Here is a 21,382-nt window from a genome sequence, read left to right as displayed (position 1 = left end):
GACTTAATGGATAAGAAATTATCGAATAAAGAATACATATATATAGGCTCCATGCTCTTCGGCTTATTTTTCGGTGCCGGCAACCTGATTTTCCCGGTCCATATGGGGCAATTGGCTGGCCAAAACTTGATTCCGGCGATATTGGGGTTTATCGTGACGGCAGTCGGGCTACCGTTTCTGGGTATCGTGGCGATGGGGCTGTCAGGTAAAGAAAGCCTGCTGGAAATGGCGAGTAAAATCCATCCGAAATACGGCGTGTTCTTCACCGCCGCACTCTATTTGACGATCGGTCCATTTTTTGCGACGCCGCGTACAGCGACCGTCTCGTTCGAGGCAGCCTTTGCGCCTTATCTGGATCCTTCGATGACAAAAATGGCGCTGTTCCTGTTCTCGTTGCTTTTCTTCGCGGCTGTGCTGTGGTTCTCACTGAAGCCATCAGAAATTTTAAAATGGGTAGGTAAGGTTCTGAACCCGATCTTCTTGGTTTTTCTTTCGATTTTGATCTTCTTCGGCTTTTTCGCGCCGATGGGTATAGCGAGTGAAATATCCGTGGATGCGAGCTATCAGACAGGCGCATTCTTCAAAGGCTTTTTGGAAGGGTACAACACGATGGATGCTCTGGCTTCCTTGGCTTTCGGCATCATCGTGGTAACGACGATCCAAGGCCTGGGCGTCACAAAAACGACTACCATCGCAAGAGATACGATAAAAGCCGGAACGATCAGCATGTTGTTGATGGCTGTCATTTACGGCTCGCTGGTTTACTTGGGTGCAACAAGCCGTGGTGTTTTTGAAATAAGCGACAACGGCGGTATTGCCTTGGCGCAAATCTCAAACGAGTACTTCGGCATCTTCGGCGCTGTTCTGTTTGCGGTCATCATCACTGTTGCCTGCCTAAAAACAGCAATCGGGTTGATCACGGCCATCAGCGAAACGTTTGTGCTTATGTTTCCCAACTCACTGAACTATAAAAAATACGTATATCTTTTCACCGCTATTTCCTTTGGGTTGGCAAATCTGGGCTTAAGTCAGATCATCGCGTTCTCGATTCCGGTGTTGATGTTCCTTTATCCACTCGCAATCACTTTGATTTTGCTGTCGATCATGAGCAGCTTGTTCAACGACCGGACGATTGTCTACCAGATGACGACCCTGTTCACCTTGCCGTTTGCGATCATTGATTTCCTGAAAGCTTTGCCGCAAGGAATCAAGGACGCAGTCGGCATGAACGGTGTCATCGCTTGGACCGATTCAGCTATCCCTTTATCCGATATCGGAATGGGGTGGCTGATCCCATCCGTAATCGGTTTTGCGATTGGATTGGCAATTTCGAAAAACAATAAATTAGCCTAATGACGGCAGAAAAAGAAGGTCAGGAGCGCGTAGCTCTGGACCTTCTTTTTTTGCCGTCATTTCTTGAATCTTCGTTGGATTTTTTTAACCAGGAATCTTTTTCGGAAAGCGTTGGTATTTCTTTTTCCTTATTCGCCAGTTCCATGAAATACTTTTGCGCATCCACGGCTGGTTTATCATTACGGACATGTCGGTAGGTCCCGTCAGGGTGCAGTTCGCGAGCTTTCGTGTTGTCTGCAAGGTAGACATCCATCAAAGACAGGATCTCCTTCTTGATGGCTTTGTCCAGGATCGGAAACTCTATTTCGACGCGTTTGATCATATTACGGGTCATCATGTCAGCGGAAGAAAGGAAAAGATTTTCATCCCCATTATGATGGAAATAGTAGATTCGGCTATGTTCCAAGAAGCGGCCAACAATACTGCGGACATGGATGTTCTCACTGACGCCGGGAACTTGGGGCTTCAGGCAGCAGATGCCGCGGATAATCAGATCCACCCTGATGCCTGCTTGGCTGGCTTCGTACAGTTTCATGATGACGCGTTTGTCAGTCAAGGAATTCATTTTCGCGATGATATGCCCATTTCCAAATTGTTCATGGGAGGCGATTTCGTCGTCGATGTATTCAATGAAGGAATCACGGATTTCGAAAGGCGACACGTGCAGGTGATTGTACTCCGGTTGATCTGAATAGCCACTCAAGTAATTGAAGAAGTTTGTGGCATCCTCGCCGATTTCCTTATTTGCGGTGAAGATGGCCATATCAGTATAAAGTCTGGCGGTTTTATCATTATAATTTCCGGTTGCCAGATGGACATAGCGGACGATCCGCTCATGATGTTTCTTTACGACCATCGTGATCTTGCTATGGGTCTTCAAATGGGTCATCCCGTAAAGGACATGAGCCCCGGCTTCTTCCAATTCTTTGGCCCATTGCACGTTGTTTTCTTCATCGAAACGGGCTTTCAGCTCGACAAGCACGGTGACTTGTTTGCCGGATTCAGCTGCAGTCTTGAGGCCTTCAATGATCGGTGAATCTTTGCTGACGCGGTAAAGGGTCTGCTTGATGGCAATCGTATCTTCATCTTCAGCGGCACTCTTTATGAAATCTACGACCGGATCGAATGAATCATAAGGGTGGTGCAGGAAGACGTCCTGTTTTTCGACCACATCAAAGATGTCTTTTCCGGACAGATCACTTGGTGTGACCGGTGAGAAGCTAGGATAAACATCATCTGGCGAAGCAATCGCAAGATGACGGGTCAATTTACTGAGGAAAGTAAGATCCAGCGGCCCTTCGATCATATATACATCGCGGTCCTCAAGATCCAGTTCCGTCTGCAGAAAACGCACATCAGCTTGAAGCGAGTCGATTGTATCGCGGGTGTCGATTTCAAGCCGGACGGCCATTCCATTTTTGCGCTTCTTCAGGTAATCCTGGATGACCAAAAGCAAATCATCCGCACCATCTTCATGCAATTCCAAATCCGCATTGCGGGTGATTCGGCAGCTGAAACTGTTTGTGACAGTGAAGCCTTTGAATAAGGTATGAATGAAGTGGCGCACGACGTCTTCCAAAAGTACGATGCCGATGTCGTTTTTGTTTTCATCCAACAAGATGAATCGTTGCAGCGGAGCGGGAATAGGAACGATTGCGACCCGGGTCGTATCCTCCTTTTCCAAATTGACGAAAATGTGGACCAATTTGTTGTTCAAGTTAGGGAAGGGGCGGTATGCATCGATCCCAAGTGGTGTCAAAGCAGGGAAAATTTGCTCATGGAAGGTTTCTTCTATGACCGCGAATTCACTTTCGGAAAGATCGCTGATTTTTTTGATGCGGAAATGCTTTTCAGCCAATTTATTCAAAAGTTCATAATAGTACTCATATTGTAAGGAAATATTTCCATTGTTTTTATCAGAGATGGCAGACAACTGTTCAAGGGGGCTCATATCGGTTTTGCGGTCTGTCATATGATAGCCAAGTTTGAACTGATCCTGTAATCCGGCAACCCGAACCATGTAGAATTCATCAAGATTGGAACTTGCTATGGATAAAAAGTTCAGCTGTTCAAGCAAAGGGTTCTGAGGATCTTTCGCTTCCTCAATGACACGTTTGTTGAAGTCCAGCCAACTCAACTCTCGATTGAAATAATAATCTGCATTAGCGAGATTGGGTTTACTATCTGATTCCATTATATTACACATCCGTTCGTTCGATTTGTGAGCTTTATTTATAACATAATTTTGTTAAATTTTTGTAAATACAATGTTAAGTTTACCGCTGAGCAGACGCTCGATATGTTTGCGTTGACGCTCGGCGCGATACTCTTCGGCAAGGATATCACCTTTATAATAAAGCACCAGATCGTGCCCGTTCTTTGTCTTATTGATTTTTATGTCCTTAATGACTTCCATATGGGAGTCATTAATGGCGTCAGCAAATTTGATGATACCGCCGAATGATTGCAGCTGATCAATCTGGGTCACGGTGTACCAATCCGTAAAGCCCAGCAGGTACTGGTTGACAAGTGACCGGTTTTTGAAACTGGCCAATAAAGCGATGCTTACTCGTTCCTTGTGGCTGATGCCATCCAAGTCGCTGTTGGAGATGATGTAGAAAGTATGCTGCGAACTGGCGCCGGTCTCGACGAATTGCCCAAGATAATAAAGGTAGCTTCCGAAATGTAATAGTTTTTCCATGTCAGGATTCTTGTCAAAAATACCCAGTCGGCACAATTCATCGTACAGCATATCGACCAATTTAACCCGTTGTTGCGCGACATGCGCTAAGGTGTGGTAGCTAGCGGCCAGTCTGCTGACTGTTTGAGCCGCAATATTGAAAACGCTGAAGGCTTTGTTTTCGTACTTGTTATTGAGAAATTCCATCACGATGCCTTCACGCAAACCTTTATTACTGAACAGGAACACTGGGGCCTTCACTTCATCGAAGAGGGTATTGAATACCACGTTCGCGGGAATGATCAGATCGGTACGGTCTCGGCTTAGCCCATCCAGATTCTGCAGCTGCGGAATACTCAATGACTGGAATAAATCCACTGTCTGTTGGAGATCATTCCGGTACATACGGTATCCGTGTACGCCCGCTAAGCGATAATTGACTTGGCGTTGGTGGACATTCGCGATGCTTCGGGCAGAGCCGCCCATAGCTACGATCGGCACTTGTTTTTTGCTGAGCCATTTAATCGATTTGAACTGTTCCTTCACAAATTCCTGCATCTTCTTTATCGCTTTCGGGTCATTGTGATTTTTGCCTTCGAAGAACATCTGTTTCAAGGTCACGACCCCGAAAGGGAAGCTGTGGTATTGCAGGAGCTCTTTATTTTCATAGTAGGTGATTTCCGTGCTGCCACCACCGATGTCGATTGTGATGCCGCTAGGGAATTGGGTCGTATGCAGAACGGCATAATTCCCATAAAAGGCTTCTTTTTCTTCCGGCAACAACAGCATTTCGATGCCGGTCTTCTTGCGTACTTGCGCGATGATGTCATCGCGGTTGGTGGACTGGCGGATGGCGGCTGTCGCAACGGGCATCAGCGTGTTGACTTGGTACTGATCAGCAACGGATTTGAAACTTTTCAGGACTTTGATAAGGACATCGATCCCTGCTTGGGACATCTTTTTCTTTTTGTCCAAATATTGAAACAGGCGTGCCGGGGTCTTGATATTCTGGACTTGAAACATCGTGAAGTGTTCATCGACTTCAAAGATGACCAACCGGATGGTATTGGATCCGATATCGATTAAACCTATTCTCTCTAATAACATGAGCGTCTCCTTCTGAATCCCGGGTCTTCCAAGATTCCTCACTTCCCATTTTACTGGAATTCGGCAAGTTTGTCATAAAATTATCTTTTCAGTTGCTGATTTAGGCAAGAAAGGCAGAATGATGTTACGGAAAGGAATCGTATGTTACGGAAAGGTTACGAAGCTGCTCGTTATAAGACGAAATGTATGTTGAATGAATCATTTGAAATGAAACAGTAAAAGGAATGCAACCCTTCGTCAAGGGAAATTCGATATAATAAAGGAGCATTTTCCAACGAGAAAAGAGAGGCGTGAGATTTTGAATCATAAAAAGCGTATAGGGAAACTGATGTTGGCCGGCTTGGCAGCAAGCCTGACCCTTTCCATTACACAAGTTCAAGGTTCCACCTTAGATACTTTAACCCAAGAAGAACAAAAGACGGAAGCTCAAATCGCTTCTGTGGAAGTGACAATCGGTGAAACATTGGCATCAATCAACCTGAAGCAGATGGGGATCGATGACTTGAAAGCACAGATTGTTGCGACTGAAAAAAGCCAAATCGAAACAAAAGCGGCTATCGAAGAGCAAAAAGAACTGATTGCGTCGCGTAAAGACCAGCTGAAAACGAGGCTAGTTGCCTTGCAGATTTCGGATGCAACGACGAATCAGGTTTTGATGTTGCTGGACTCCGAAAATTTCGCTGATTTCATCAACAGGGCCTATCTAGTCGGTCAATTGCAGGCAGCTGACAATCAACAGATTGAATCTGCGATTTTGGAAGAGGAGAAACTAACGGCACTGGAAGAGCAGTTGGCTGAGGAAATCGAGTCAGTCAAAGATGCAGAAAGCCGCCTGAATTCAGAATCCACTGCGTTGGCTGAAGAACTGACTTCTTTGAAGGGCATCCTTTCTGAAAATCAAACTGTGTTGTCTCAGGTGAAAACGGATTATGCCGAAGAAGCTACCCGTTTGGCTGCCGAAGAGGCTCAAGCCAAAGTTGATGCCGAAGCGGTTGCAGCCGCAATAAAAGCGGAGGAAGAGCAGCAAATTGCAGATGCTAGCAGAGCTGCTGCGGTTGCCCAATCTGCATCATCCTCGCAACCAACAGTAAGCCAAATCACAGACAGTTCCGTTGCCGCAGCTGAAACCGCGCCAGTCGTGACAGTTACTACTCCAACAGTGACGGAAACACCTGCTGCCCAAGGCAAGACATTAGTCGTATCGGCAACAGCCTATTCGCGACACGAAGCAGGCCTATCCAACTTTACCGCTACTGGCATCGACTTGTCGGTCAATCCGATGGTTATTGCGGTAGATCCTTCCGTGGTTCCATTGGGAAGCTTAGTCAGTGTGCCAGGCTATGGCATCGCAATTGCCGGGGATACTGGTGGAGCAATCGTAGGAAACAAAATTGACTTACATATGGAAGATCTGAATGCCGCTCTTGCTTTCGGCAGACAAACAGTGACGATCACCATACTGCAATAAAATAGCTACAGGAAGGTCTGCCTCCGCGAAGAGGCAGACCTTTTTTTCAAAACAAAAAAGGCGCCGTAAGCTTGTTGGAGAGCTTGCGGCGCCTTTTCTGTTGCATGATGCTATTATAAAACTTTGTTCAGGAAATCTTGCGTACGCGGGTGTTGCGGGTTGCCGAATACTTCAGCAGGCGTGCCTTCTTCGACGATGTATCCGCCATCCATGAAGATGACGCGATGTCCGACTTCTCTGGCGAAGCCCATTTCATGTGTTACCACAACCATGGTCATTCCTTGTTTTGCCAATTTTTTCATGACTTCAAGGACGTCACCGACCATTTCAGGGTCAAGCGCGGATGTAGGTTCATCGAAAAGCATGATCTCTGGGTTCATTGCCAGCGCGCGCGCGATAGCGACACGTTGTTTTTGACCGCCGGATAGCGAGCTTGGAAAAGCGTCAGCTTTTTCGGACAGGCCGACTGTTTCCAATAATTCAACTGCTTTTACTTTTGCGGCTTCCTTATTTTCCCGTTTCAGTTCAACCGGAGCCAATGTGATATTGTCCATTACCGAAAGGTGCGGGAAAAGATTGAAATGTTGGAAAACCATACCGATTTCTTCGCGTACTTTATTGATGTCCGTGGTTTTTTCGGTGATGTCTTTTCCGTCGATCAGTACGTGGCCGTCGGTGACTTCTTCCAGCTTGTTCAGACAGCGCAGAAGGGTACTTTTTCCTGAACCGGAAGGGCCGATGATGCAGACCACTTCGCCTTCAGCTACTTCGAGGTCGATTCCTTTCAAAACCTCGTTGCTTCCGAAGCTTTTCTTCAGGTTCGTGACTTTTATTTTTGCGTTAGCCATTCTTTAATCTCCCTTCAAGTTTTTTGGAAATCTTCGTAAGGATTGTGATGACGATGATGTACATCAATCCTATGATTAACCACATATTACCGGAAGCATAGGTTCTGGCGATGATGATTTTACCGGTCTGTGTCAACTCGACTAGGCCGATGATGGACAAAATGGATGTGTCCTTCAAAGTAATGACGAATTGGTTGATGAATGAAGGAATCATGATGCGGATTGCTTGCGGCAAAATGATTTTGTTCATTGTCGTTTGATAAGTCAGACCTAAGCTGCGTCCTGCTTCCATCTGTCCGACATCAACCGCTTTGATACCACCGCGGAAGATTTCAGCCAGATAGGCTGCCGCATTCAAGCTCAAGGTGATGATCCCCGCAACCGTCGAGCTCATCCGGATACCCATCAATTGCGGAATCGAGAAGTATACGAAGAATGCCAAGACAATCAATGGCACACCGCGCATGATATCAACATAGATAGTTGCGATCCAGTTTAATGCTTTGTTAGGGGATACGCTGAACAAGCCAATGAAGATGCCCAGTGCCAATGCAATCATAATGGATGCAAAGGTAATCAGGATTGTTCTTCCCAAACCTTGCAATAAAGTCTTCCAGTTTTCTTGGATCAGTCCGAAGAAGGAAGTGTTGCTTGCCTTGGTATCAGAACCAAGATAATCGTTGACGATTTCTTCATAAGTACCGTTGGACTGTAAGTTTGCCAATCCTGTGTTGATCATATTCAACAGTTCCGGGTTCGTGTCTTTTGCGACTGCGATTCCGTAAGAACCACCGGCTTCTTTTTCGGTAGCCAGTTTTAATGCGATGCCTTGACCTTCGATGGCATAGGCCATAACCGGGTAATCTTCAAATGCCGCAACGGAATTGCCGGCGATAACGTCTTGATACATATTGGCTGAATCATCGAAAGTCGATAAAGTGAAACCATATTCATCCTTGATGGACTCGGCAAATGTTGCGCCTTCCGTTCCGGTTTTAACGGCCACGGTCATGCCTTCCAAGTCTTCATAGCTGTCAATATCGCTATCGGAAGCAACAGCCATAACCACACCGCTTTCGAAATACGGTTCAGAAAAATCAAAAGTCTGTTTACGCTCGTCGGTGATGCTCATACCGGCGATGACAGCATCCACTTGTTTAGCTTCCAACGCTTGAAGGGCGGCATTGAAACCCAGCGGACGGATTTCGATTCCGAAACCTTGATCTTTGGCGATTGCACGGATCAGATCCATGTCGATACCCACATAGTTGCCGTTAGCGTCCTGGAATTCGAATGGGGCGAAAGTTGTGTCCGTTGCGATGATAAAAGTTTTTCCGTTTTGTGCCGGGACATCCAGACTCGTATCAACGGAAGCACCGAGATATTTCTCTTGGATGGTTTGGTAAGTGCCATTCTCTTTCAGATTGGCCAAACCTGCGTTGAACATTGCCAGCAATTCAGGGTTTGTATCTTTTGCTACTGCAAAACCGTATGAACCGCCGGCTTCTTTGTCGGTAGCCAGTTTCAATGCCAAGCCTTGGTCCTCGATGGCGTAGGCCATTACCGGATAGTCTTCGAATGCCGCTACAGAATTGCCGGACAGGACATCTTGATACATATTAGCGGAATCTTCAAAAACAGTTGTAGTGAAGCCATATTCATCCTTGATGGATTCGGCAAATGTTGCGCCTTCTGTTCCTGTTTTGACGGCCACATTTTGGCCTTCAAGATCTTCGTAGCTTGAGATGTCGCTGTCATCGGCAACTGCCATGACCACGCCACTTTCAAAATACGGTTCCGAAAAGTCAAACGTTTGTTTCCGTTCGTCCGTGATGCTCATGCCGGCGATGACGCCGTCGACTTGTTTAGCTTCCAAGGCCTGTAGCGCGGCATTGAATCCTAAAGGACGAATCTCCACTTCAAATCCTTGGTCCTCCGCAATTGCCTGGATGAGTTCCATATCAATGCCGACAAATTCGCCGTTCGCATCCTGGAATTCAAATGGTGCAAAAGTGGTGTCTGTCGCGATGACAAACTTTTGTGTTTCTGCTGCCTCAACTACTTCGTGCTGGGCTGACCCAAAAATAAAAAAGCCCAAAGCCATGAAGAGCATCGGCAACTTTAGTCGCAGTTTCTTGCTTAACATATTTTTTCCTCCTTATAATCAGCATTCCTTCTGAATAACCATGAGATTACGATGAAGCCTCTGCTTGAATATTCATATAATACCACATTGAGATTATATTTTAAATTCACAGAAACCACAATTATATAACGACACGGTTATGTCAGAAATTCTGACACGAAAACCGATTTTTATAAAAACGCTAACAAAAGAGTGTCAACCAATTTGGAGTATTCGGGAACGTTCGGAAATTTGCATCAAAAAGCCCCGGCATGATGGCATAAAAGCTGTCATGTCAAGGCTTTTTTTAGGTCTGGTGTGGTAAGGGAGTGATCATTTAAAGGCCCGGCTCAGGTCTTCAATCGCGCCGACCAGTGCATCCAGCTTTTTTTCCATCCGGTGCAGCAAGTACATCGCGATCACAATCGGAAAGCCGGTATTGCTGATCAATTCCATATACGCCAGCACATCCACGTTCGCATCCATTCATTACACCACCTTTCCTACATCTATAAAGACGTAAGCAGGAAGGGATATGTAACTGTCAGTCTTTCGGTTTCGAAATCATAAATTCTCGTTGATGCAACGCATGATGGCTTCGGCAACACCATTTTCTGAGTTTGTGGAAGTGAGGTACTTCGCGTATTCTTTGACCCCATCTTCGGCATTGGCGACTGCGAAGCTGGCGCCTGCTACTTTCAGCATGGAGACATCATTGAAGTTATCCCCGATTGCCATGACATTTTGCAACGGTATGCCTCTTTTTTTGGCGAATTTTTCCAAAGCAATGCCTTTTTGGGCTTCCGCATGATTGATTTCGATGTTATTTCTGAAGGATGAGGTCACGACCACACGGCTGTCTTCGGCCAGTTTGATACGGATCGGTTCCAGTTCGCTTTGACCGACATCGCTGAATACCAAAATCTTCAGGACTTGCTGAGCCTTGTCATCCAAAACTTCTTTGAAATTTTCAACGTAGTTTACGTGCATCAGTTCCAGGCGAGCAACTGCCAGAACAAGGGCCATTTTAAAGGTCGTGTCAGGGTTTGTCTCATGCAGTAAGGAAGTCATTGACTCGATTCGGCGGATTTTGTCATCCGAAAATATACCCTTGGATGTCATTAGTTCGCAATAAAGACCATACTTTCTCACATCTTCCAAAATATGGCGTGTGGTTGTTTTATCAATTCCTAGGTTTTCGACCAGTTGTCCATCTTCATCAAATACTTGCCCGCCATTCAGCGTGATCATGGGGCAATCGATACCAGCTTCATGCAATGCTGGCACAGCTTCGGTATATCCTCTACCGGTAGCCACCATAAATTTGATACCTAATCTATTTGCTTCATTGATGGCGCTCACGTTTGATTTGGAGACTTCCATTTTATCGTTCAATAATGTGCCGTCCATATCCGAGACGATCAGTTCAATCATGCATTCATCCTCCTGTTCGGTAATTGCAGTATATTCACTCTTATATTCTACCATGATTTTTCAATTTCACTGGAAATTTGTTCAGTACTGGATAAATTAATCGCCTCAGGAGCGGATGGACTGAAAAAGATCAGCCAATTATGTTAAGATAGGCGCATCCGGAAATGAAAAAATGACAGATAGTGGTGGTTATATGAAAGCAATTATCCATAATGAGTGGCAAGAAAAGTTGGAAAAGGAATTTGAAGCGCCGTATTATCAGCAATTGCGCGCTTTCCTGAAAGAGGAGTATCTGAACCAGACGGTGTATCCCGGAATGGATCATATCTGGGAAGCTTTCGAACTTACGCCTTACAACAAAGTGAAAGTGGTCATACTGGGGCAGGATCCTTATCACGGTCCCAACCAGGCGCATGGATTGAGCTTTTCCGTGCAGAAAGGAGTCAAGCTACCGCCATCCTTGGTCAACATTTATAAGGAACTGCAGGATGATCTTGGTATTCCGATTGCGAAACATGGCGACCTGACAGCTTGGGCGAAGCAAGGTGTATTCCTTCTGAATACAGTCCTGACGGTTCGCAGCGGGGAAGCTAATTCACATCGCGGTAAAGGTTGGGAGTTGTTGACCGATTCCGTCATCCGAGCACTTAACGATCGGGAAGAACCGGTTGTCTTCATCCTGTGGGGAAATGCATCGATAGCCAAAAAAGTGTTCATCGACACAACAAAGCATGTCGTAATAACATCGCCGCATCCAAGCCCGTTATCTTCCTATCGAGGCTTCTTCGGATCAAAGCCTTTTTCCAAAACAAATGAAGCGCTCAAATCGTTCGGTATGGAACCGATTGACTGGCGTTTGCCAGAATAATATAGAAGGAAGGGGCATTGCCGTATGAAAGGGAAGTCATTAAAGACCAGAAAAGGAAAACTGTATTATCAGGTAGGCGGTACCGGCGATGCATTGCTTCTGTTGCACGGAAACGGCGAAAGTTCGGACATTTTCGCGAAGCAGTTTCCTTTTTTCAAGAAACACTTCAAGGTCTATGCGCTTGATACGCGAGGACATGGCAAATCGGATCTGGGAGTGGAACGGTTGACCTTCAAGCAGATTGCAGAGGACGTCCTTGAATTGCTCGAAAAAGAGCGTATTCAAAGGGTCCACGTGCTCGGATTCAGCGATGGAGGCAATCTGGGCCTGTATTTCGCGGCCCATCATCCGGAGCGGAGTGCTTCTTTGATCGCGATGGGGGCGAATTACGAAGCGGACGGTCTGACCGATGCTTGCAATGACGAAACGCTTGAACGTTACGAGGAGTTGCTTGCGTTGCCGGATAACGATCCGGATAAAATCCATCGACTCTGCGTTCATAATCTGATGCTGGAGGAACTGGACCTTTCGGCTGATGCGTTGCGCAGCATCCAAACACCAACGTTGCTACTGGCGGGGGAATTTGATCTGATCCGCGATGACCAAACGGAAGCGATGCACCGCCTGATTTCAGGTTCGCAAAAATATATCGTGCCCGGGGGAAGTCATGGCTTTTTCGTGGATAATCCGAAAGTGCTGGAACGTCTTGCAAAAAAATTCTATACAAGCTTGTGATTTACGGAGCGTATCAGGAGGTGCTTCTGAGAAATTATGTTAGAATGAAATTCTGAAATGTAGCCGGTGGCAACCATTCGTTGCTGTGCAGCTTCTGGACGGTTATAGTGAAAATACAAACAAAGGCACGATATGTTGTGTGGTTCCGAGAATCACGCACTATATGTTGTGTCTTTTCTTGTTGTAATTCTATCCTCGCAACCGTATAATAGATGAATAACAGTTGGGAAAAGGGTGATGCAAAATGAAGGTAGTGTTTATGTCGTTGACCGGCCAAACGAGGAAGTTCGTGAATAAACTGGACCTTGAAACGATCGAATTGACGGCGGAAAATGCATTCCGGAAGATTGAGGAGCCCTTTATAATCGTGGCCCCGACCTACGACAAAGAGGTGACGGATATTTTGGCCGATTTCATTGAGACGGATCAAAACCGTGCTTACTTCAAGGGCGTGGCAGGTGGCGGGAACCTGAATTTCGGAAAGCTTTTCGGTTTTACCGCAAAAGACTTGGCACGCGATTATGGCGTCCCGCTGCTGCACTTGTTTGAGTTTCAAGGAAACGAGAAAGACATTCAGATTTTGAAAGAGAAGGTGACGGAACTTGGATAGTCCAAAATTAGTAACTAAAACAGATGATGTAACCTATTATAAATTGAACAACGAAATCAATCGTCCGATTGATAACGCCATCCCTTTACATAAGGATAAGGAAGCCGTACGGGCGTATTTTCTGGAGCATGTGAATCCGAACACGGTATTCTTCTATACGTTGGATGAAAAATTGAATTATTTGATCGAGCAAGACTACATCGAAAAAGAGTTTTTGGAAAAATACCCGCTTGATTTCATCAAAAAGTTAATGCAGGATACGTACAACAAGAAATTTCGTTTCAAATCGTTCATGGCAGCCTACAAGTTCTATACCCAGTATGCGTTGAAGACGAACGACGGCAAACGGTATTTGGAGCGTTACGAAGACCGGATCGTCTTCAATGCACTCTTTTTGGCTGACGGGGACCAGCAATTGGCTGTCGACCTGGCGGAAGAGATGATCCATCAACGTTACCAACCAGCGACACCTACCTTTTTGAATGCAGGCAGAAAACGCCGCGGGGAATTGGTGTCTTGCTTCCTGATCCAAACGACGGATGACATGAACAGCATCGGCCGCGCGATCAACAGTGCTCTGCAGTTGTCCCGCATTGGCGGAGGCGTCGGCGTGAACCTGTCGAACGTCCGTGCAGCAGGGGATCCAATTAAAAAAATCGAGAACGCATCGAGCGGCGTCGTGCCGATCATGAAGCTTCTCGAAGACAGCTTCAGTTATTCCAACCAATTGGGACAGCGCAACGGAGCTGGTGCGGTGTACCTGAATGTATTCCATCCAGACATCGTCGCTTTCCTATCCACTAAAAAAGAGAATGCCGATGAAAAAATCCGCGTGAAGACACTTTCTTTGGGGCTGGTCATTCCGGACAAATTTTACGAGTTGGCGGCGAAGGACGATCAGATGTATCTGTTCAGTCCTTATGATGTGGAGCGAATCTACGGTAAACCGTTCTCCTATATCGATATCACTGCAGAATACGAAAATCTGGTCAACAATCCGGAAATCTCAAAATCCAAAATCCGTGCCCGTGACCTTGAGAACGAAATCAGTAAACTACAGCAGGAATCCGGCTATCCGTACATCATCAACATCGATACGGCAAACCGCACCAATCCAGTGGACGGAACGATCGTCATGAGCAATCTTTGCTCGGAAATCCTGCAAGTGCAACAACCTTCGTTGTTAAATGATAAACAGGAATATGAAGTGCTCGGAACGGACATCAGCTGCAACTTGGGTTCAACGAACATTCCGAATCTGATGAAGTCGCCTGATTTTGGGAAATCGGTCGAAACGATGGTCCGCGCCTTGACTTACGTAACCGACCACTCAAGCATCGATGCGGTCCCTACAATCAAAAACGGGAACGATCAAGCGCACACAATCGGTTTGGGCGGCATGGGCTTGCACACGATGTTCGCAACCAATCAGATGCACTACGGGTCGCCGGAATCCATCGAATTCACGGACATCTACTTTATGCTTTTGAATTATTATACGTTGGCAGCCAGCAATAAAATCGCTAAGGAACGCGGAGAAGCATTCGTTAATTTCGATAAATCCACATACTATACCGGAGAATATTTTGATGCGTACACCGATTCCGATGTCGTTTTCCAATCTGAAAAAGTGAAACAAATATTTGAAGGAATCAAAGTGCCTACTAAGGAAAATTGGTCTGATCTGAAGAAAGCCGTCCATGAATTTGGCTTGTATCACCAAAACCGTTTGGCGATTGCGCCTACAGGTTCGATCAGTTACGTAAATGAGACGAGCGCGAGCCTGCACCCGATCACGCGTCTGATCGAAGAACGTCAAGAGAAGAAAACCGGGAAGACTTATTATCCGGCTCCGCAGCTTTCCAACGAAACGATGCCTTATTATCGCTCAGCCTATGACATCGATATGCGTCGTGTCATTGATATTTATGTCGCTGCCCAAAAGCATATCGACCAAGGCATGAGTCTGACGTTGTTCATGCGCTCCGAATTGCCGGAAGGTATGTACGAATGGAAAGAAGGGCGCACAAATAAAATGACGACACGCGATCTGAATATCCTGCGCAATTACGCATGGAGAAAAGGCGCAAAATCGATTTATTATGTGCGTACTTTTACGGAAAACAACGACGAAATCGGAGCGAACGCTTGCGAATCATGCACCATCTGATGATGCAGCGCAATTGTATTTGATTACCCGTCATGCAATAATCGGAAAGTCTAACGGAGGAATGAAGGATGGCAAACAAGCCTTATATAGCAATCAACTGGAATAGCATCGAAGACATGCTGGACAAGTTGACATGGGAAAAATTGACGGAACAATTTTGGCTGGATACGCGGATCCCGTTGTCCAATGATTTGGACGACTGGCGCACCCTCAGCAAACCCGAGCAGGATATGTTGGGAAAAGTGTTCGGCGGATTGACGCTACTGGACACGCTGCAATCGCAGGATGGCATCGCCGCAATGAAGGAAGATATGAGGACGCAACACGAGGAAGCGGTATTGAACAATATCCAGTTCATGGAATCGGTCCACGCGAAAAGTTACTCATCGATCTTCAGCACGCTGAACACAAAGACTGAAATCGATGATATCTTCAACTGGACCAACAGCAATGAATTCATCCAACGCAAAGCCAGTTTGATCAACGATATCTACAAGACCGGGAATCAGCTGGAAAAGAAAGCGGCCAGCGTGCTGCTGGAGTCTTTCTTGTTCTATTCGGGATTCTACGCACCACTTTGGTATCTCGGCAACAATAAATTGCCAAACGTGGCGGAAATCATCAAACTGATTCTGCGCGATGAATCGGTCCACGGCACGTATATCGGCTACAAATTCCAGATCGCATACAACCAAATGTCCGAAACGGAACAGGAAGAAATGAAGAATTGGGTCTATATGCTGACGTACGAACTGTACAACAACGAAGTGAAATATACGCAATACATCTATGACGAGCTGGGCTGGACGGAGCGCGTCAAAGTGTTCATCCGCTACAACGCGAACAAAGCGCTACAGAATCTGGGCTTCGATCCGTTGTTCCCGGACACGGCTGACGATGTGAATCCAATCGTCATGAACGGTATTTCGACCGGAACCAGCAACCATGATTTCTTCTCGCAAGTCGGGAACGGCTACCTGTTGGGTGCCGTCGAAGCGATGGAAGACGAAGATTACGTTAAATGGATTGACTGACATATAGAAACACGGGGCTGTCTCTTTTGAGGCAGCCTCTTTGCTTTCACGAAATTTTTCTTCAAAAAGGCGGTAGCCGTATGGTTTCATTGCCATTTACAAAAGGTTAACAACGAATCCAACTGTTCTTTACAACCATTTGTTAGTATTTATTTGTAGTCAAATACGTAATGAAAAACAATGAAACCATTGTTCACAAATAAAGGAGAGAATAAAATGAGATTGTCCAACAAAAGATTGTTTGCAAGTTTGGCCTTAAGCAGTGTGCTAATTTTAAGCGCATGTGGAACAGAAGCAGCGACGACTGCTGAGGCGGAAGTCGATCTGAACGCAATGACATTGAGTGAAATTGAAACACAAGCCAAAGAAGAAGGCCATGTGGAATCAGTAGGGATGCCGGATACATGGGCGAACTGGGGAGAGACCTGGGAAGAACTCGAAACGACATATAGCATTACACACGGAGATACTGATATGAGTTCAGCCGAAGAATTGGCCTTATTCAAAGCAGAACAGAACAACCCAACGAAGGATATCGGCGATGTCGGGCAATCATTCGGGCCTGTTGCAGAAGCGGATGGTTTGACGTTGGCTTATAAAACATCGTATTGGGATGATATCCCGGAATGGGCCAAGGATGACGATGGCGATTGGATCGTCGGTTATTATGGAACATTGGCGTTCATCACCAATTCCGAAAAAGTGACGGATGCACCGACCAGTTTTGCCGATATTCTGGCAGGCGATTATAAAGTCACGATTGGTGACGTAAATGCCGCTACCCAAGCACAAAATGCGGTATTGGCTGCAGCCATCGCACATGGCGGAGACGAAACCAATTTGGATCCCGGTATTGCTTTCTTTGCACAACTGGCTGAACAAGGCAGATTGGACTTGGGCGATACATCATTGGCGCGTTTGGAATCAGGCGAAATCGAAGTCGGGTTGTTTTGGGACTTCAACGCACTGAATTATGCGAATCAAGTTGCCGCCACCAATCCAAATGCCAGTTTTGAAGTGACCATTCCACAGGACGGAACAATCCAAAGCGGGTACGCCACAGTCATCAACGCTACAGCCCCTAACCCGCATGCGGCAGCACTAGCCCGTGAGTACATCCTTTCTGATGAAGGGCAGATCAATTTGGCAAAAGGCTATGCACGACCTATCCGCGATAATGTCGAATTGCCGCAAGAAGTGCAGGATATCTTGCTTCCGGAAGAGCAATATGTTGGGGCGCAACCGGTCTCCGATTACGATGCATGGGAAGAGGCTGCAGCTAGTCTAGGGCAAAGATGGCAAGAAGAAGTATTGACGAAAGTGAAATAATTGAGGTTGAATACAGTGGATAAAGTTATTTTTGTAGTATTGGACGGATTGAATGCCAAGACAGCCCATAACCATATGGGTTTCTTGGAGCATCTGGTCGAAAAAGGAATAATGGCTGCTTATACCGTTAAATCGGAGATGCCTGCACAATCAAGGCCTTTGTATGAAGTCTTGCAAACGGGAGTGCCAGCTGCCGAAAATGGCATCACCTCGAATCGTACCGTCCGTCGTTCCAAAGAGCGGAGCATTTTTGAGATTGCAAAGGAACATGGGCTCAAAACGGGGGCTGCCAGTTACTACTGGGTGAGCGAGCTGTATAATCGTTCTCCATTTCAAGTGATGGAGGACAGAATCCAGTTGGATACGAATGCTCTTATAGAGCATGGTATTTTTTATCACGAAGATCATTACCCGGATAGTCATCTGATTGCGGATGGCGAGTACTTGATAAGAAAGAAGGGGACGGATTATACGCTGATCCATTCGATGAACATCGATGATGCAGGACATAAATTCGGTGCCGGCAGCAAAGAGTATGTACAAGCGACCGTTCGCGTTGATGCTGAACTCTCCCAGTACATCTGGAGATGGATGAGCGAAGGCCATCAGATTGTGGTCACATCCGATCATGGGATGAATGACTATCACACCCATAATGGCATCTCGAATGAAGATCGGCTTGTCCCGCTTTATTTATTTTCGGACAAAGCTATCATCAAGGACTTCCGCAAAGAAGGCATCATTGTGCCTCAGTTGGAAATAGCACCGTTCCTATGCAATTTGCTGGGCATTCCGGCTGGAGATCGCATGCAGGCAGTTCAGGGAATCCTTATGAAAAGAGGATCAGGCGATGCAAAAAAATGAAAAACGCAAGTACCTCATATTGTTGTTGCCATTCGCACTATTGATCCTCCTCTTTGAATTGATGCCATTAGCCAACATCTTCATCAACAGTTTCTTGGAACCCGGAACAGGTGGCATTACGCTTAGTAATTTTATGATCATTTTTACGAGTGACTATTACGTGATGTCCATCCAGAACAGCGTATTCGTTGCCTTGCTGTCTGCATTTATCGGGATTGCAATTGCGCTCCTGGGCGCCTATGCCATCCATACTGTGGGCGATAGAATGAAAAAATTCTACATCACGATATTGAATATGACCTCAAACTTCCAAGGAATCGTGTTGGCTTTTGCCTTCATTCTTTTGCTTGGGAATTCAGGGATTCTGACAACATTGGGGGAAAGATGGAACTTGTCTGGTTTGAACAACTACGATTTATATACTACATCGGGGATCCTTATCACTTTCATATACTTCCAGATTCCATTGGCTACCTTATTGCTCTATCCCTCATTTGATGGCATCAAGACCGAATATAAGGAAGCGGCAAGTCTGATGAACGCGACGACTTGGCAATTCTGGTCAAAAATCGGCCTCCCATTGTTATTGCCCAGCATTTTCGGAACCTTGTCCGTCCTCTTTTCAAATGCGCTGGCAGCCTATGCGACACCGTATGCTCTGCTCGGGAACAATTATGCCTTAGTGCCGATCCGGATTTCTGCCATGTTCACGGGTGATGTCGTTCAACAAGTGGAACTGGGAAGTGCCTTGTCGATTGTGATGCTCGTATTGATGAGCACGATGACAGTCTTAAGCAACAGCCTGTTAAAGAAATTCAGAAAGGGTGTGTAAAAAATGAAGAAACGAAGCAATGCCTTTTCTTCATTCATCATCGTTATCCTTTCCGTGATTTTGCTGTTGCCGCTGTTTGTGACGCTGTTGAATTCTTTGTTCAGGGATTTGAGCAATATCATCCCGGAAGGATTCACCTTTGATTTCTATGCTGACATTTTTGCGGGGGCAGGCGGGATGTCAGGCGCAGTAGGCAGGACACTACTGATTGCGATCATACCGACGCTTGTTCTGTTAGTGCTCCTTTTGTTGGCGATGTATGTTGTGCAGATTCATTATCCGAAAGGCGATAAATATTTGGACCTGTTGTCAAAAATCCCTTACGGTATTCAAGGCGTCATCCTTGCTGTCTCGATCATTTCGCTTTATGCCTCCTCGAACACCTTTTTGTCGAACCGCATTTTTTTATTGAGCTGTGCTTATGGGATCGTCATCCTGCCCTACATGTACCAAGGCATCAAAAATGCTTTGACCACGCTGGAGGTCATGCCGATTTTGGAGGCTGCAGAAACGCTGGGCGCCAGTAAGCTGTATGCCTATTTCTGGATCATCGTACCCAGCGTGTTGAAAGGGTTGGTTGCGACGATTCTGCTCTCAATAGGCATTCTCTTCAGCGATTTCGTCTTGGTGAATATCATTGCAGGAAGCTACTATGAAACAACCAGCATCTTCCTGGATAAAACCAGAAGCGTATCAGGGCATGCAGCTAGCGCAATTTCCGTTGTCATCTTCGGCATTATGCTGATTTTGACGAACTTGGCGGGTTATTTGGGATCGAAAGAGACAAAAAAAGCGAAAACAAATACAAAAATGGAGTGATAGCTTCACGTTTTGTTAAGTATAGAGGAGAAATAATGGCATATATAGAATTCGAAAATATCAGAAAATCATATGACGGCGAAAATTTAGTGTTGAAAGATCTCAATCTGGAGGTGAACGAAGGCGATTTAGTTACATTGCTGGGCCCATCCGGTTGCGGAAAATCAACCTTACTGCGTTCGCTAGCCGGTTTTGAAAGCATTGACGCAGGAAGTATCCACATCAATGGTCAGAATGTGACGGATTTGCCGCCAGGAAAGCGGAATATCGGTATGGTTTTTCAACAATACTCGTTGTTCCCCAATATGAATGTAGCGGAAAACATTGCATTCGGATTGAAGATGCAGAAAATGAAGCAGAGTGTCATCAAGGAAAAAGTCGCCAGTATTATCGACCTCGTTGACCTATCAGGGAAAGAGAACCATTATCCGATGCAATTGTCAGGCGGTCAAAAGCAGCGGGTAGCTTTGGCACGCGCCATTGTGACTGAGCCGAAGGTGTTGCTGCTCGATGAACCCCTGTCTGCTATTGATGCATTACTACGGAAGAATCTCCAAAAGCAGATCCGACGTATCCAGAAAGCTTTGCATATCACAACGATCTTTGTCACACATGATCAGGATGAGGCGATGCTGATGTCGGATGTCATTCATGTCATGGCTTCCGGAAAAATAGAGCAGTCGGGAACACCGACCGAAATATACACGCATCCAGAAACGCATTTTGTAGCTTCGTTCATCGGCAATTACAATTTGTTGAACAGCTCCGACTTTTCAAAAATGACCCAGCAAAAAACGCAGGCAAGTCAAGTGGCTATCCGTCCGGAGGCCATCGAATATTTCAAGGAACCGCAGCTTCAGACAGATGACCATCTTTATTTCAAAGGGACTGTGGTCGATGAAACGATCAGCGGAAACATTTTGTCCTATGTGATCCAAACAGATCAAGGTGTCGCGCTGCGCGCAGATCATCTTTACCGTACCTTCAATCTGCTTGATAAAGGAGAGCAAGTCTTTCTTAAAGTGGAAAAGCGAAATATTTTGGAGTTTTGAAAAGACCCTCTCCACTGGCTTTATTGAGCCGTGAAGAGGGTCTTTTTGTGTGGA

General features: G+C 45.9%; 18 protein-coding genes. 12 read left to right on the top strand and 6 right to left on the bottom strand.

Annotated features, from left to right (window positions below):
- Positions 1 to 6: 6 nt before the first annotated feature.
- The gene (gene brnQ / locus BLV66_RS05340; RefSeq protein WP_086987467.1) at positions 7 to 1,353 is read left to right on the top strand and encodes a branched-chain amino acid transport system II carrier protein; all 1,347 of its coding nucleotides are present in this window, start codon (positions 7 to 9) and stop codon (positions 1,351 to 1,353) included.
- A gap of 19 nt (positions 1,354 to 1,372) precedes the next feature.
- On the opposite strand, the gene BLV66_RS05335 is transcribed toward brnQ, so the two are convergent.
- A complete protein-coding gene (locus BLV66_RS05335) occupies positions 1,373 to 3,547 on the bottom strand; it encodes an RNA degradosome polyphosphate kinase (RefSeq protein WP_086987468.1) in 2,175 nt (724 codons plus the stop codon).
- Between the two features lie 54 nt (positions 3,548 to 3,601).
- Positions 3,602 to 5,140 (bottom strand): Ppx/GppA family phosphatase, encoded by a 1,539-nt coding sequence (locus BLV66_RS05330; RefSeq protein ID WP_086987469.1) that lies wholly within the window; start codon positions 5,138 to 5,140, stop codon positions 3,602 to 3,604.
- 298 nt (positions 5,141 to 5,438) lie between these two features.
- Here BLV66_RS05330 and BLV66_RS15885 point away from each other — a divergent pair, with 298 nt between their 5' ends.
- The gene (locus tag BLV66_RS15885; RefSeq protein ID WP_086987470.1) at positions 5,439 to 6,608 is read left to right on the top strand and encodes a 3D domain-containing protein; all 1,170 of its coding nucleotides are present in this window, start codon (positions 5,439 to 5,441) and stop codon (positions 6,606 to 6,608) included.
- Positions 6,609 to 6,721: 113 nt separating this feature from the next.
- Here the strand turns inward: BLV66_RS15885 and BLV66_RS05320 are convergent, their stop codons facing one another.
- From BLV66_RS05320 to BLV66_RS05305, 4 genes are all read right to left on the bottom strand, one after another.
- Complete coding sequence (locus BLV66_RS05320; protein ID WP_086987471.1) at positions 6,722 to 7,456, bottom strand: amino acid ABC transporter ATP-binding protein; 735 nt, start codon at positions 7,454 to 7,456, stop codon at positions 6,722 to 6,724.
- Entirely contained in the window at positions 7,449 to 9,602 is a 2,154-nt protein-coding gene (locus BLV66_RS05315) for an amino acid ABC transporter substrate-binding protein/permease (RefSeq protein ID WP_176974148.1), read from the bottom strand. Before BLV66_RS05315 ends, BLV66_RS05320 begins: the two co-directional genes overlap by 8 nt.
- 312 nt (positions 9,603 to 9,914) lie before the next feature.
- Positions 9,915 to 10,067 carry a YvrJ family protein gene (locus tag BLV66_RS05310; protein ID WP_084253768.1) on the bottom strand — a complete coding sequence of 51 codons (153 nt, stop codon included), beginning with the start codon at positions 10,065 to 10,067 and terminating at the stop codon, positions 9,915 to 9,917.
- 78 nt (positions 10,068 to 10,145) lie between these two features.
- Positions 10,146 to 11,015: a Cof-type HAD-IIB family hydrolase gene (locus tag BLV66_RS05305; RefSeq protein ID WP_086987472.1), complete on the bottom strand. Its 870-nt coding sequence runs from the start codon at positions 11,013 to 11,015 to the stop codon at positions 10,146 to 10,148.
- Positions 11,016 to 11,208: 193 nt separating this feature from the next.
- Between BLV66_RS05305 and BLV66_RS05300 the strand changes: the two genes are divergently transcribed.
- The 10 genes from BLV66_RS05300 (at position 11,209) to BLV66_RS05255 (ending at position 21,328) form a co-directional block, all read left to right on the top strand.
- Positions 11,209 to 11,883: a uracil-DNA glycosylase gene (locus BLV66_RS05300; protein WP_086987473.1), complete on the top strand. Its 675-nt coding sequence runs from the start codon at positions 11,209 to 11,211 to the stop codon at positions 11,881 to 11,883.
- A gap of 24 nt (positions 11,884 to 11,907) precedes the next feature.
- The gene (locus tag BLV66_RS05295) at positions 11,908 to 12,618 is read left to right on the top strand and encodes an alpha/beta fold hydrolase (protein WP_086987474.1); all 711 of its coding nucleotides are present in this window, start codon (positions 11,908 to 11,910) and stop codon (positions 12,616 to 12,618) included.
- Positions 12,619 to 12,862: 244 nt separating this feature from the next.
- Positions 12,863 to 13,228: a class Ib ribonucleoside-diphosphate reductase assembly flavoprotein NrdI gene (nrdI, locus tag BLV66_RS05290; RefSeq protein WP_086987475.1), complete on the top strand. Its 366-nt coding sequence runs from the start codon at positions 12,863 to 12,865 to the stop codon at positions 13,226 to 13,228.
- On the top strand, positions 13,221 to 15,398 hold the full coding sequence (gene nrdE, locus BLV66_RS05285) for a class 1b ribonucleoside-diphosphate reductase subunit alpha (protein ID WP_086987476.1): 2,178 nt from the start codon (positions 13,221 to 13,223) through the stop codon (positions 15,396 to 15,398). The genes nrdI and nrdE overlap by 8 nt, the downstream gene beginning before the upstream one ends.
- 68 nt (positions 15,399 to 15,466) lie before the next feature.
- Entirely contained in the window at positions 15,467 to 16,432 is a 966-nt protein-coding gene (nrdF, locus tag BLV66_RS05280; RefSeq protein WP_086987477.1) for a class 1b ribonucleoside-diphosphate reductase subunit beta, read from the top strand.
- A gap of 216 nt (positions 16,433 to 16,648) precedes the next feature.
- The gene (locus BLV66_RS05275) at positions 16,649 to 17,761 is read left to right on the top strand and encodes an ABC transporter substrate-binding protein (RefSeq protein ID WP_086987478.1); all 1,113 of its coding nucleotides are present in this window, start codon (positions 16,649 to 16,651) and stop codon (positions 17,759 to 17,761) included.
- Between the two features lie 15 nt (positions 17,762 to 17,776).
- The gene (locus BLV66_RS05270; protein ID WP_086987479.1) at positions 17,777 to 18,625 is read left to right on the top strand and encodes an alkaline phosphatase family protein; all 849 of its coding nucleotides are present in this window, start codon (positions 17,777 to 17,779) and stop codon (positions 18,623 to 18,625) included.
- Positions 18,612 to 19,457, top strand: coding sequence for an ABC transporter permease (locus BLV66_RS05265; protein WP_086987480.1), 846 nt, complete (start codon positions 18,612 to 18,614; stop codon positions 19,455 to 19,457). Before BLV66_RS05270 ends, BLV66_RS05265 begins: the two co-directional genes overlap by 14 nt.
- A gap of 3 nt (positions 19,458 to 19,460) precedes the next feature.
- A complete protein-coding gene (locus tag BLV66_RS05260) occupies positions 19,461 to 20,276 on the top strand; it encodes an ABC transporter permease (RefSeq protein ID WP_086987481.1) in 816 nt (271 codons plus the stop codon).
- A 35-nt stretch (positions 20,277 to 20,311) separates the two neighbouring features.
- Entirely contained in the window at positions 20,312 to 21,328 is a 1,017-nt protein-coding gene (locus BLV66_RS05255) for an ABC transporter ATP-binding protein (protein ID WP_086987482.1), read from the top strand.
- Positions 21,329 to 21,382: the final 54 nt, after the last annotated feature.

Source organism: Trichococcus collinsii, assembly GCF_900107505.1.
Classification (GTDB): Bacteria; Bacillota; Bacilli; order Lactobacillales; family Aerococcaceae; genus Trichococcus; species Trichococcus collinsii.
The sequence above is the reverse complement of the archived record's forward strand: the minus strand, read 5'-3'. Positions and strand labels throughout refer to the sequence as shown.

What these genes read in the sequence shown, in the direction of transcription:
- BLV66_RS05275 (WP_086987478.1), top strand. Translation starts at nt 16,649, where the DNA reads ATGAGATTGTCCAACAAAAGATTGTTTGCAAGTTTGGCCTTAAGCAGT.
- BLV66_RS05320 (WP_086987471.1), bottom strand. Translation starts at nt 7,456, where the DNA reads ATGGCTAACGCAAAAATAAAAGTCACGAACCTGAAGAAAAGCTTCGGA.
- BLV66_RS05330 (WP_086987469.1), bottom strand. Translation starts at nt 5,140, where the DNA reads ATGTTATTAGAGAGAATAGGTTTAATCGATATCGGATCCAATACCATC.
- BLV66_RS05305 (WP_086987472.1), bottom strand. Translation starts at nt 11,015, where the DNA reads ATGATTGAACTGATCGTCTCGGATATGGACGGCACATTATTGAACGAT.
- BLV66_RS05300 (WP_086987473.1), top strand. Translation starts at nt 11,209, where the DNA reads ATGAAAGCAATTATCCATAATGAGTGGCAAGAAAAGTTGGAAAAGGAA.
- BLV66_RS05265 (WP_086987480.1), top strand. Translation starts at nt 18,612, where the DNA reads ATGCAAAAAAATGAAAAACGCAAGTACCTCATATTGTTGTTGCCATTC.
- BLV66_RS05260 (WP_086987481.1), top strand. Translation starts at nt 19,461, where the DNA reads ATGAAGAAACGAAGCAATGCCTTTTCTTCATTCATCATCGTTATCCTT.
- nrdF (WP_086987477.1), top strand. Translation starts at nt 15,467, where the DNA reads ATGGCAAACAAGCCTTATATAGCAATCAACTGGAATAGCATCGAAGAC.
- BLV66_RS05310 (WP_084253768.1), bottom strand. Translation starts at nt 10,067, where the DNA reads ATGGATGCGAACGTGGATGTGCTGGCGTATATGGAATTGATCAGCAAT.
- BLV66_RS05335 (WP_086987468.1), bottom strand. Translation starts at nt 3,547, where the DNA reads ATGGAATCAGATAGTAAACCCAATCTCGCTAATGCAGATTATTATTTC.
- brnQ (WP_086987467.1), top strand. Translation starts at nt 7, where the DNA reads ATGGATAAGAAATTATCGAATAAAGAATACATATATATAGGCTCCATG.
- nrdI (WP_086987475.1), top strand. Translation starts at nt 12,863, where the DNA reads ATGAAGGTAGTGTTTATGTCGTTGACCGGCCAAACGAGGAAGTTCGTG.
- BLV66_RS05295 (WP_086987474.1), top strand. Translation starts at nt 11,908, where the DNA reads ATGAAAGGGAAGTCATTAAAGACCAGAAAAGGAAAACTGTATTATCAG.
- BLV66_RS05255 (WP_086987482.1), top strand. Translation starts at nt 20,312, where the DNA reads ATGGCATATATAGAATTCGAAAATATCAGAAAATCATATGACGGCGAA.
- BLV66_RS05315 (WP_176974148.1), bottom strand. Translation starts at nt 9,602, where the DNA reads ATGTTAAGCAAGAAACTGCGACTAAAGTTGCCGATGCTCTTCATGGCT.